The 11,341-nt window shown below is 36.7% G+C and carries 13 protein-coding genes and 1 pseudogene; 6 read left to right on the forward strand and 8 right to left on the reverse strand.

Features of this window, described 5'->3' with window-relative positions; genetic code table 11:
• Positions 1 to 18: 18 nt before the first annotated feature.
• Positions 19 to 1,116 (forward strand): annotated as a pseudogene (locus ACP8HH_RS18435) (protoglobin domain-containing protein); the annotation flags it as partial.
• A gap of 253 nt (positions 1,117 to 1,369) precedes the next feature.
• Here ACP8HH_RS18435 and ACP8HH_RS18440 read toward each other — a convergent pair.
• On the reverse strand, positions 1,370 to 1,546 hold the full coding sequence (locus tag ACP8HH_RS18440) for a hypothetical protein (RefSeq protein ID WP_438313866.1): 177 nt from the start codon (positions 1,544 to 1,546) through the stop codon (positions 1,370 to 1,372).
• Between the two features lie 126 nt (positions 1,547 to 1,672).
• Here ACP8HH_RS18440 and ACP8HH_RS18445 point away from each other — a divergent pair, with 126 nt between their 5' ends.
• Entirely contained in the window at positions 1,673 to 3,637 is a 1,965-nt protein-coding gene (locus ACP8HH_RS18445; protein ID WP_438313868.1) for a GTP-binding protein, read from the forward strand.
• A 59-nt stretch (positions 3,638 to 3,696) separates the two neighbouring features.
• Here the strand turns inward: ACP8HH_RS18445 and ACP8HH_RS18450 are convergent, their stop codons facing one another.
• From ACP8HH_RS18450 to ACP8HH_RS18470, 5 genes are all read right to left on the reverse strand, one after another.
• Entirely contained in the window at positions 3,697 to 4,011 is a 315-nt protein-coding gene (locus tag ACP8HH_RS18450; RefSeq protein WP_438313871.1) for a DMT family transporter, read from the reverse strand.
• Between the two features lie 2 nt (positions 4,012 to 4,013).
• Positions 4,014 to 4,361, reverse strand: coding sequence for a DMT family transporter (locus tag ACP8HH_RS18455; protein ID WP_438313874.1), 348 nt, complete (start codon positions 4,359 to 4,361; stop codon positions 4,014 to 4,016).
• A 56-nt stretch (positions 4,362 to 4,417) separates the two neighbouring features.
• Entirely contained in the window at positions 4,418 to 4,993 is a 576-nt protein-coding gene (locus ACP8HH_RS18460) for a TetR family transcriptional regulator (RefSeq protein WP_438313877.1), read from the reverse strand.
• Positions 4,994 to 5,089: 96 nt separating this feature from the next.
• Complete coding sequence (locus ACP8HH_RS18465; RefSeq protein ID WP_438313879.1) at positions 5,090 to 5,719, reverse strand: SAM-dependent methyltransferase; 630 nt, start codon at positions 5,717 to 5,719, stop codon at positions 5,090 to 5,092.
• 269 nt (positions 5,720 to 5,988) lie between these two features.
• Positions 5,989 to 6,873 carry a LysR family transcriptional regulator gene (locus tag ACP8HH_RS18470; protein WP_438313882.1) on the reverse strand — a complete coding sequence of 295 codons (885 nt, stop codon included), beginning with the start codon at positions 6,871 to 6,873 and terminating at the stop codon, positions 5,989 to 5,991.
• Between the two features lie 120 nt (positions 6,874 to 6,993).
• Between ACP8HH_RS18470 and ACP8HH_RS18475 the strand changes: the two genes are divergently transcribed.
• Positions 6,994 to 8,184 carry a coenzyme F420-0:L-glutamate ligase gene (locus ACP8HH_RS18475; protein ID WP_438313885.1) on the forward strand — a complete coding sequence of 397 codons (1,191 nt, stop codon included), beginning with the start codon at positions 6,994 to 6,996 and terminating at the stop codon, positions 8,182 to 8,184.
• 163 nt (positions 8,185 to 8,347) lie between these two features.
• Positions 8,348 to 8,632: a phospholipase gene (locus ACP8HH_RS18480; RefSeq protein ID WP_438313887.1), complete on the forward strand. Its 285-nt coding sequence runs from the start codon at positions 8,348 to 8,350 to the stop codon at positions 8,630 to 8,632.
• 80 nt (positions 8,633 to 8,712) lie between these two features.
• Here ACP8HH_RS18480 and ACP8HH_RS18485 read toward each other — a convergent pair whose 3' ends face one another.
• Positions 8,713 to 8,853 carry a YfhE family protein gene (locus ACP8HH_RS18485; protein ID WP_438313889.1) on the reverse strand — a complete coding sequence of 47 codons (141 nt, stop codon included), beginning with the start codon at positions 8,851 to 8,853 and terminating at the stop codon, positions 8,713 to 8,715.
• A 144-nt stretch (positions 8,854 to 8,997) separates the two neighbouring features.
• Between ACP8HH_RS18485 and pgeF the strand changes: the two genes are divergently transcribed.
• Entirely contained in the window at positions 8,998 to 9,762 is a 765-nt protein-coding gene (pgeF, locus tag ACP8HH_RS18490; RefSeq protein WP_438313892.1) for a peptidoglycan editing factor PgeF, read from the forward strand.
• Between the two features lie 277 nt (positions 9,763 to 10,039).
• The gene (locus ACP8HH_RS18495) at positions 10,040 to 10,573 is read left to right on the forward strand and encodes an ECF transporter S component (RefSeq protein WP_438313895.1); all 534 of its coding nucleotides are present in this window, start codon (positions 10,040 to 10,042) and stop codon (positions 10,571 to 10,573) included.
• A gap of 175 nt (positions 10,574 to 10,748) precedes the next feature.
• Here the strand turns inward: ACP8HH_RS18495 and ACP8HH_RS18500 are convergent, their stop codons facing one another.
• Positions 10,749 to 11,213: a hypothetical protein gene (locus ACP8HH_RS18500; protein WP_438313898.1), complete on the reverse strand. Its 465-nt coding sequence runs from the start codon at positions 11,211 to 11,213 to the stop codon at positions 10,749 to 10,751.
• Positions 11,214 to 11,341: the final 128 nt, after the last annotated feature.

Raw genomic sequence — 11,341 nt, forward strand, 5'->3', positions numbered from 1 at the left:
ATAAAGCGAAAACCAATAATGAATTCTATAGGCGATACGTTAGTTCCTAAAGCCGGCATCTTCTTACAGAATGATGAACAATTAATGCAACTTGAAATGATTGGTCTCACAAACAATGATTTACAGTTAATTGGCCGCTTGAAGCCCTATGTTGAGGAGCGAATAATTGAAGTTGTAGAAGGTTTTTACACAGCCATTACCGATGTACCAACACTGATATCCATAATTAAAACGAATAGTTCCATTGAACGCCTTAGAGAGACTTTGCAAAATCACGTTATTGATTTATTTGACGGTAGAATTGACGAAATATTTGTAAAAAATAGAATAAAAGTAGCGAAAATGCATGTCCATATCGGTCTATTGCCAAGATGGTATATTGCTGCCTTTCGGAATTTGGAATCCAGTCTAATTCAAATGGTCTTTTCTCTTAAATTAAAAGAGGAAAAGGAGATTATATTGTCCATTGGTAAACTATTGAATTTTGAACAACAAATTGTACTTGAGGAGTTTGATAATTATGCAGCCTACCTTTTTCAAAAAGAACAAGACAAAACTGAGATGCATGTGAAAGAAACAATTGGAGAAATCGCAAATGAGCTCGAGTTGCAATCCACAGAAACATCTTCGTCCGTGAGTAATTTAATTACAAATATGGACCAAGTAAATAATCATTTAACACATTGTATCAATGACTCCAACAATACAAAAAACATATCAATGGTTGGTTTGGAACAGATTCGAACGTTGCGCGATCACACGGTAGAAATAGATCAAAAAACATCTGAAATGTCGGATATGTTGAAACGTCTAGCTCAATCATCAGATCAAATTGGTGCTGTTATTCAAATTGTTAAAAACATCGCCGAACAAACAAATCTCCTTGCACTTAACTCAGCCATCGAAGCCGCACGTGCCGGCGTCTACGGAAAAGGCTTTGCCGTTGTTGCGGATGAAGTACGAAAATTAGCCGAACAAACGAGACAATCCGTCGAGCAAATTGCATCGATGATAAAAACATCTGAGGCTGTGACCACCCAAGTTATTCAAGGAGTTGCGGACATCCAAAGTCTTGTAGGGGATGGTCTAGTTGAAAGTAATAGATCCATGGAATCCTTTGAAAAGATTGCAGGAGCGGTTGATGTGACAATTACCGATTTTCAAAATGTTGGGAACGAACTATCGGGTTTAGTAGAAGTAGTAGTAGCCATCGGACGAACCTCTGGACAAGTAATGGATTCCTCAAAGGTCCTGGATTATACGATAAAGAATTATAAAAATGCCACCTAAAAAGAACTATCCGTCAAACTAAACAGCGAGGCATTCATCAATGAATGCCTCGCTGTTTAGTTATTTAATAACACCAAAATTATAACTCCTGATAATCTCTTTGGTGCAGTCCTCCGTCTTTAACTTCTGAATGATACAAAGCTTTAAGAGCATAACTTTTTTCAAGATCAAGTTCTTTCATTACCTGTTTAAGACGTGCAGAAAGTTCGGGACTGTTTTTCACGAGCTTCTCCATTTTTGATTTCGTGTATTGCATAACTAATTTAACCTCCTGTACACTCGATTTGTCTTTACAGTATACCATTAATTGTGCCGACATTTCGTTTCAAAGAGCTAGTGGTATAATAAATCTAATCACCACGAAGTGAATGGAGTGTTATGAATGTACAAGACCATTGGAATTCTTGCACATGTAGATGCGGGTAAGACCACTTTCTCTGAACAACTGCTTTATCACACAAATAGCATTCGTGAGCGTGGACGTGTAGATCATAAAGATGCTTTTTTAGACAGCCATGCGATTGAAAAAGATCGTGGCATCACAGTTTTTGCCGATCAAGCAGTATTCGACTTTAACGATTCTCACTATACTATTATAGATACACCGGGGCACGTCGACTTTTCACCCGAGATGGAACGTGCTGTGCAAGTAATGGATTATGCCATTATCATCATTAGTGCTGCCGATGGTGTTCAAGGTCATACAGAAACCGTTTGGCAACTTCTACAAAATAATCATATACCTACTTTTTTCTTTATTAATAAAACAGATCGTCCCGACACGAATACAGCTGCTATTATTGAGGAATTGCGTTCCAACTTATCGGAGAATGTCATTGATATTACGAATGCTTTTAAGGACGGTGCAATGACAGATGAATTCATTGAGTTCATTGCGGAGCGTAATGAAGCCCTTTTCGAATATTATATGGAATTTGGATACAATGAGGGAAAATGGTTAAATGCGGTAAAAACGATGATTAAAAACGGAGAACTCTTTGTTTGTTCAAGTGGCTCTGCACTCAAAGACATTGGTGTCCTTGAATTTTTCGAGAAATTAGACCAACTTACAGATACATTTTATGAAAATGAAGAAGAATTTGCTGCACGGGTGTACAAAGTTCGCCATGATGACAATGGGAATCGCGTTACTCACCTTAAATCCTTAAGTGGTGTCTTACGTGTAAGAGATGAAGTGATAGCCGGTGGAAACGTAGAAAAGATTACGCAAATCAGACACTATAACGGCACTAAATATAAAACAATCGAAACAGCACACGCAGGTGAACTCTTTGCGGTGACAGGTTTAACGAACGCATCCGTTGGTGACGGTCTTGGAAAACTAACGGAGAAAGCTACTTACGAGTTAATTCCTACACTCAAGTCGAATGTGCTGTTCGATTCAACTGTTCACGTCAAAGAAGTGCTTCGCGTGTTCAATATATTGGATGCTGAAGATCCCTCACTGCGCGTCTTTTGGGATGAATACTTTCAAGAAATCCATGTTCATGTGATGGGCATTATCCAGCTGGAAGTTCTTCAGCAAATTGTTAGCGAACGATTCTCCATTCATATAACATTTGCTGATCCAAAAATACTTTACAAAGAAACAATCGAAAACACAGTTACGGGTTACGGTCATTTTGAACCCTTAAAACATTACGCAGAAGTTCATATACAAATCGAACCTACTGAAAGAAACAGTGGATTATCCTTTGAAAACAACTGTCACGCCAATATCTTGTCCATTGGCAACCAAAACCTTGTTCGTCATCATTTATTCGAACGAAACCACCACGGATTATTAACCGGATCTACGTTAACAGATCTTAAGTTCACACTGTTAACCGGCCGCGGTCATAATGAATACACTTCTGGCGGGGATTTTAGAGAAGCGACATTACGGGCTTTAAGACAGGGTTTGGAACAAGCGGTTAATATTCTACTTGAACCTTATTACGACTATAAAATAAAAATAGAACAGGGTCACATCGGAAGAGTTCTATCGGATATTCAACACGCACACGGAACCTTTGAGCCACCCGAAACTACGGGCAATCAAACGACCATTATCGGCCGAGTACCTGTTTCAACTTTTATGGATTACAGCACAATCTTCGCATCCATTACAAATGGCAAAGGTTCTCTCAGCTTACAATTTGGAGGGTACGACCGTTGTCATAACACGAAGGAAGTCATTGAAGAAATTGGCTATGATAAAGACGCAGACCCAGAGTACACATCGACATCTATTTTCATCCTAAAAGGTAAGGGCTATAAAGTTCCTTGGAACGAGGCGGAAGATGCAATGCATTGCCTGGATAAAAAGAAAAAACTTCATTACTAGATGGGCATCGCAGCACAATGCGATGTCTTTTTAATTAAAACGGATATAACTGGCAATACTTAGGAAAGGGCTTTTAATCCAACCACAGCAATTACAATAAGCAACACACTTACAAAACGGCCAGGACTTTTTGACTCACCAAAAAAGAACATATTAATAAGCACTGCTCCAGCCGTACCAACACCAATCCATACCGCATATGCAACACTAATCGGCAAATAACTAAGGGCCCCATATAAAAACACAAATGAAGCACCAAAACCAACAATGTATAAAGATCCACTTTTCCATGTTTTTTCTTGACTATGCATTTTAAGACCAATAACACCGACAATTTCACTTACGGAAGCTAAAAAAACATATAACCATCCCATTCTTACACAAATCCTTTCGCTTTTTTTTCCTCTTCGACTTTATCCGCTAAATTTAAACTAACAACGCCAATTACTAATAGAACGATGAAGAAGACCTTACCCCCGCTTAAGCTACCGCCAAAATAGAATACGTCCATTAAAGAGGTTCCGACCGTTCCGATTCCAGCAAAAACTGCATATACCGTACCAGTGGGAAGACTTTCACAAGCTTTTGCTAAGAAATGAAAATCAACCAAAATGAAAGCGACAATAATAACCCAATGCCACCAAGCGCTTGCGACATTGAAACCGAATATCCAAAAAAGCTCGAAAAAGCTTGTGAGTGCTACAAAAATCCAACCTTTGTTCATTGCTGATTCCTCCACAATTATGACTGACTGTCATTCATTAAATTCCGTACTGAAAATTAATCCTTCACACCAAGTGCATGTTTTACAAATTGATTCACTTCAATCTTTTGAATTCGAGCCTGGTCGTCTTTATCGCTGTCGTATAAATAGATTTGCTCGGCCGCTGACTCAATGAGTCCAATCATAATTTTTGCAGTTCGTTCAACGTGGATTGATTCACGTATGACACCTTCTGATTTAGCCTCCCTTAAAAGGTCGCTTACCCAAACATAAAAAGGATCGTATACCGCTTCCCATTCTTTTAAATGTTCTGTTGATGCGAGTCCAGCATATATTAATGCCTGCAACTCATTATAATCACGCGTTACCATGAAGATTGAATCTATTATTTGTTCTATTTTAGTTGAAAAGGATACATCTTTTTGAACATTTCCTTTTATAATCGTTAATGTTTTTTCCACCATTATTTCTGCGATTGCGGGCATAAGAGATAATTTAGAAGGAAAGTATAAATAAAACGTACCTTGTGCGACGCCCGCTTCTTTCACAATATCCGAAATCTTTGTTTTTTCAATTCCTTTTTCGCTAAAGATCTTTACAGCTGCACGAACAATATTCTCTTTTTTATTCAACTTTATGAACTCCTTTCACAATTATGACTGAACGTCATTCATATTATGGCGCTTTTTAAATTATGTCAAGCAATGAATAATTTTAAGCCCTTATATTTAACGAACAAATTGGCCATCTTCCAATGCTTCATAACGAAATATTAAAAACCGTTCATTGTCATTTACTTCGTACATTCTAGGTACTTTCACTTCATTCAAAAACTCAAAAGGTGTCGTTTCAAGATATTCAATATACTCCATTGTTGGATAGTAAAGGATGAGATCGACAGAACGACTCTTTTTATCGATAGAAAGTAATATATTATCAATCACTTTTGAAAATATTTGTACTGAAAATGGATTGAAAAAGTAAAACAGATTATCCGTTGGCTCTACTTCATATTCCTCAGCTAAACACATTTCAAACTCGATGAACCCGTCCTTCTGCTTATTCTTCTGCATATAACTGGCCTGGTTCTCAAGTGCTTCTTGGTACATCTGTGGGTTCATTTCAATGCCTTTAGACGATACCTGGAACCGATTGTGTACATAAAAAGTAAGTCGCCCTTTTCCACACCCAAAATCGACAACTATATCGGACTTTCCTAGTTCGTATTCGTCGAAGAGAGCATCTAGTGCTTCGTAGGGTGATGCTTCGTAACGGTTGTAATGTGCAGATTGTGTATACCATTCGCGCATTCCAATCGTTTTAATCCCTAGACCGCGATCATATTCTTTTTCATTCATAAACATTCACCCCTTAAAAAGTTCTTCTCTAATTACAGATTATCACACTACCTGGCAGAGAGTATACGTACTTAAGCACAATCATCAAACTCCCTGATAACACAAAAAATACGTACTCATAAAAAAACAGATAAGGACTCTAAATCATAAATTTACAGATTTATTGCTTTTACCATAAAGGTTTCTTTTGTATTTCGCTGTGAATAAAATGTGGGCTTCAAGAGAATGAATAATATATCCTTAATAATTGTTCACTTATATCCTTCAGCTTACTTTTTTTCGATAATTTCCACAAACCGAGTCGCAGCTGGTGATAAAGAAACACTTTTCAAGTAACAGACACCTATGCTTCTTTTCGGTATTTCTTCTACTAGTTGTACTTCATATAATAGTCCTTTATTTAAATACTCCTTAGAAAACTCTTTTGATACACATGCAATTCCTAAATTTATTTTTGCGAATTCAAGCAATAAATCGTGAGATCCCAATTCGAATTCTGGAGAGACCTTAACGCCTTTAGATTCAAGAAAATCCTCTACATACTTTCGGGAATTCGATTTCGGCTCGAGCATTATTAAAGGAAGTTGTACAACTTCGCTAAAAGTCATTGGTTTAGACACGATGTTTTTGTATTTTTCTCCACTCACAAATATATCATGGATATCAATGCTTGGTCTTAATTCCAATGCAGGATCATAGAGTGGGAAGTTACAAATTGCAATATCAACTTCACCAGACTTTAATAAAGAACAGAGTTCCGATGTTGTTCCGTTAATGATTTTAAACTTGATTTTATGATATCGGTTATGAAATGTCTCTAAGTAAGGAAGTAAAAAATACCTTGAAATTGTATCCCCTACTCCGATTTTTAATTCACCGGCGGTTAAATTTTGGAATTCTAATATTTTTTCTTCTCCAACATGAAGTAAGTTTATTGCTGAGTTGGCATATTCAAATAAAAGACTTCCTTCATGTGTTAACGAAACTCCTTTAGGCGTTCGATTAAAAAGTCGTATGTCTAATTCTTTTTCTAATTGCATAATCGACTGACTCACTGCCGGTTGTGTCATGTACAAATCTTTTGCCGCTTGAGAAAAGCTAACACTTTTACCCACTTTGCAAAATACTCTATATAAATCTAATCTACTTACCATATAAGCACCCCTTATATCTCATATTCGATATATTAATTTTACTTATACCACTATTTTAGTGTATATTACAAGTAGATACTAATATAAAAAAATAAACTTTAATAATTAGGAGCGATACTATTGGAAAGAGTCGTTGGTACAGTTGTTAGAGGTCTACGTTGCCCAATAATAAATAGAGGCGATAATATTGAACAAATTGTTGTTGACAGCGTTTTAAAAGCTTCAGAAGTTGAAGGCATTCAATTTAATGATAAAGATATTGTTACAATAACAGAGTCCATTGTTGCTCGTGCTCAAGGGAATTACGCCACAATCGATCACATAGCTAAGGATGTTCACGCAAAGTTTGGTGATGAAACGGTCGGTATTATATTCCCAATCCTAAGCCGGAACCGTTTTGCAATTTGCCTTCGTGGTATTGCAAAAGGTGTTAAAAAAGTTGTTTTAATGCTGAGCTACCCATCTGACGAAGTAGGCAACCACTTAGTTGAGGTTGATATGTTAGATGAAAAAGGTGTTAACCCTTGGACAGATGTTTTAACGGAAGAACAATTTCGGAGCCATTTTGGATTCGTTAAACATGCTTTTACAGGTATTGATTATATCGAGTATTATAAATCCATCGTTGAAGAATACGGCGTTGAATGCGAAGTAATTTTCTCGAATAACGCCAAAACAATTTTAGATTACACAAAGAATGTTCTGACTTGTGATATACACACGAGACTCAGAACGAAAAAGATACTGAAAGACAATGGCGGAGAAATCATTTACGGTCTGGATGATATTTTAGCAAAATCTATTGATGGCAGTGGGTACAACGAAGACTACGGTCTTTTAGGCTCGAATAAATCAACAGAAGATGAGGTTAAACTTTTCCCACGTAACTGCCAGCCCGTCGTTGATCAAATTCAACAAATGCTTATAGAAAAGACTGGTAAGAATATTGAAGTGATGATTTATGGTGACGGTGCGTTCAAAGATCCCGTAGGAAAAATATGGGAACTGGCTGACCCTGTTGTATCTCCAGCATTTACATCTGGACTTGAAGGCACACCTAATGAAATCAAATTAAAGTATCTTGCTGACAATAATTTCGCTGATTTAAGAGGCGACGAACTTAAAAATGCTATTTCGGAGTTTATCGACAATAAAGATGATGACCTCGTAGGTTCAATGGAGTCACAAGGTACAACACCAAGGAAACTAACGGATCTTATCGGTTCTCTATCGGATTTAACTTCAGGTAGTGGAGATAAAGGTACTCCAATCGTATTCATACAAGGCTACTTTGATAATTTCACAAAGTAATATTTAAAAACACATGCAAAACAAGCAAAACTAATGAATCCATTAGTTTTGCTTGTTTTTATAGGATTAAAACCAAAACTTTTATTCTACTTAGGTATTGGCCGATACATTTTTGAGTTCTACCGAATAGCATGTACTAAGCCAACCGAAAGTAGTGATTTAAATGAATGAATATAATAAAAGAAGACCGCAGTTCTGCGTTTTCCCAGGCTATAACTGGTGCGGCCCCGGTTGCAGCGGTCCAGACGCCCCTATAAACGCTATAGATGCTGCGTGTAAAGAACATGATGAATGTTATCAAACCACTCGAAACCGGTGCAGATGTGACCGTGAGTTCTTACGGCAACTAGAACAAAATTTGGATTCAAATACGCTAGAAGGCCATCATGCACGGACGATTCATAGATACATGAAAATCCATTCTTTCTTTAATTGCAGGTTCCTGTAAAACACTAAAAACGATTGCTATTAACCTGCAATCGTTTTTAGCTGTTGTTATGATTTACAATTGTTTACTAACCCAAGTAATCATTTACGTCGGGCTTTTTCTTCCCCTTCTTTAATCTTATCCGCCTTCTTGAACTCTTCCTGGTACAATACTTCTTGCGCCGAACTAAGGCCGTTATTTTTATCGGTCATTCGTTCATGTGGCGATCTTTTTCCACTCATTGCTGGATTCTCCTTTCCCTATGTCGTTAATTGTTAGTTTTTCCATTACTATCGTGGATTAGACATTCAAATTGATTGTTTATGTTTATTCAATCAATCTATACATTTAGAATGCTGTTGAGTATATTAAATGTAGGTGATGATATGAAGACAAAAGTATATGTAAATAATGAGAAATTCTTCGCAGGGATGACCTTAAAAGATGACACCAAACTTGAAGACAACAACATGGCTCTTCATTCCTGTTCTAATGTAGAAAATATATTGGAAAACCGCAAAAGGCTTGCTCATTTCTTAAATTGTAGCTTGGAAAATTTCGTTTGCGCCAATCAAACACATAGTGCCAACTTCCACCGCGTGACACTCGATGATAAAGGAAGAGGATCTAATCTTTCCAATACCGCCATTCCAAATACAGACGCACTGTATACGTACGAACCGAATTTATTATTATGCAGTTTTACAGCCGATTGTGTACCTGTAACTTTTTATAATAAAGTCAATGGCTTAGTAGGTGTTATACATTCCGGATGGCAAGGTACTGTTAAAGAAATTACTTCCAAAGTTTTTGATCATTTAATAAAAAAAGAGCAGTGTAATCCAAATGATTTTCACGTTCAAATAGGAGCCGCACTCGGTCAGGAGAAATTTGAAGTTGATGAAGACGTTTTTTTGAAATTCAAAGACCTTGGCTATGCGGATGACTTTATCAATTACAACGACCAAACGAACAAATATCACATCGACAATCAGCTCACAGTGAAAATGCAATGTGAATTAGCAGGTATTCCAGCTGGGCAAATTACGATCGATCCGACTTGTACCTATTTAAGTCCAGATGGATTTTCGTATCGTGAAGACAAAAGTTCTGGAAGACATTTGAGTTTTATTATGAGGAAGGGCAATTAAATATAAAATCCGTGCACATCACCGCATTAATCGATGTGCACGGATTTTTTTCAAGTGAAATGTTCTAATCGCTCGAACATCTGGTAGTAGCCATTTTCCCTATCCTTTAGTTTGTCGTAAAACTGTCGAGGTATGAGTGTTTATTTTAATGCTAAAAATTTATTAACAATCCTGATCAAACTGACCCCTACGTTTTGTTCTTAATTGGCACTTTCAATAGTATCAACAGTTTGATAAGATTAAGAAAATTACAACAAGGAAAGAGATGTTAAGGATTATGCAAAAAACTTCAAGTCAATCAAACACGCGTACATTTAATTTGATTCTTACAGCAATTCTTATTGCACTCGTATTCGTCGCAACCCTATTATTGAATATCAAACTACCTATAAGGGCAAATGGGGGACTTATTCATATGGGGACCGCTATGCTTTTCGTAATTTCCATCTCGTTTGGTCCTAAAAAAGGAGCAATTGCTGGTGCCGTAGGAATGGGTTTATTTGACTTAATATCCGGTTGGACATTGTGGGCACCAATTACATTTTTGGTTCGTGGCTTGCAAGGATATATCGTTGGTAAAATCGCCTGGTCTAATGGCCGCAATGGAAATAGTAAGGGTTACAATTTACTCGCTACAATCGTTTCGATTCCCCCCATGATTGCAGGTTATTATGTATGGGAAGCGTTTCTTTTTAACAGTTGGATTATACCCGTGGCGTCTATTCCGGGAGACATCGTTCAAAACGTCGTTGGGGTTTTAGTGGCTATTCCTTTATGCGTTTTACTGAAGAAAACTCCATTCTTTAGATAATTTTTGAAAAAGAATGCTTTGTAAAACGATAACGGGTTCGGTTGATGGGGAGAAAAACGCGATTAGCAGTTTAAATATCACACTAATAGGCATATGAATCAACAGCGAATTAACAATACAAATGACATATAAAAACGCTCAGGAATGAGCGTTTTTTGACGTATTTTTACTATCGTTATTTTTCAATTTCATAACCGTTAGCTGGTTTATTTGTAAACGCAAACCACACTTTTTTTTCTGGGCTAATTTGCACGAGTTTTGTACTTTCTCCTAAAACAGAAATTCCTTTAACGTTCTCTTCAGGGTGTACAACAACCGTAAAGTTAAAAGGAAGTCCCATCTCTTTAAAAGTAGTTAAATATCCACCTTGCTCAAGGTCTAATGCGCCCATACCAGTTTTTAATTCCCATTTCCCATTACTATTTTCGATAAAATAAATATCAAGCCGTCCTTTATTATCATAAAATATTATGATAATATTTCCTTTAATTTCGAAATGCCAAGCGGAGTCAAATTCATAATTATTTTTAACCATGACTTCCTTAATCTGTTCTTCAAATGTTAAAGTTTCATTTTGTGAACACGCAGAAATTAGTGTGAGTTGAACCATTAATAATAAAATTACCGATAACTTCTTCATAGCAAATCCCCCTTTTCACTTCTTTTACATCTTTATTCTATACAATACCGTTCCTTCAACTAACCTGGTCGTCAGTTGAATTACACCATTCACAATCAATTATATTCATTTTAACACAATTTTCTGTA

This window comes from Sporosarcina sp. FA9, assembly GCF_051550205.1.
GTDB lineage: Bacteria > Bacillota > Bacilli > Bacillales_A > Planococcaceae > Sporosarcina.

Bases quoted from the DNA above. Each gene is read 5' to 3' on its own strand.
- ACP8HH_RS18480 (WP_438313887.1), top strand. From the start codon at position 8,348: ATGAATGAATATAATAAAAGAAGACCGCAGTTCTGCGTTTTCCCAGGC.
- ACP8HH_RS18495 (WP_438313895.1), top strand. From the start codon at position 10,040: ATGCAAAAAACTTCAAGTCAATCAAACACGCGTACATTTAATTTGATT.
- ACP8HH_RS18440 (WP_438313866.1), bottom strand. From the start codon at position 1,546: ATGCAATACACGAAATCAAAAATGGAGAAGCTCGTGAAAAACAGTCCC.
- ACP8HH_RS18445 (WP_438313868.1), top strand. From the start codon at position 1,673: ATGTACAAGACCATTGGAATTCTTGCACATGTAGATGCGGGTAAGACC.
- ACP8HH_RS18500 (WP_438313898.1), bottom strand. From the start codon at position 11,213: ATGAAGAAGTTATCGGTAATTTTATTATTAATGGTTCAACTCACACTA.
- ACP8HH_RS18465 (WP_438313879.1), bottom strand. From the start codon at position 5,719: ATGAATGAAAAAGAATATGATCGCGGTCTAGGGATTAAAACGATTGGA.
- pgeF (WP_438313892.1), top strand. From the start codon at position 8,998: ATGAAGACAAAAGTATATGTAAATAATGAGAAATTCTTCGCAGGGATG.
- ACP8HH_RS18470 (WP_438313882.1), bottom strand. From the start codon at position 6,873: ATGGTAAGTAGATTAGATTTATATAGAGTATTTTGCAAAGTGGGTAAA.
- ACP8HH_RS18485 (WP_438313889.1), bottom strand. From the start codon at position 8,853: ATGAGTGGAAAAAGATCGCCACATGAACGAATGACCGATAAAAATAAC.
- ACP8HH_RS18450 (WP_438313871.1), bottom strand. From the start codon at position 4,011: ATGGGATGGTTATATGTTTTTTTAGCTTCCGTAAGTGAAATTGTCGGT.
- ACP8HH_RS18455 (WP_438313874.1), bottom strand. From the start codon at position 4,361: ATGAACAAAGGTTGGATTTTTGTAGCACTCACAAGCTTTTTCGAGCTT.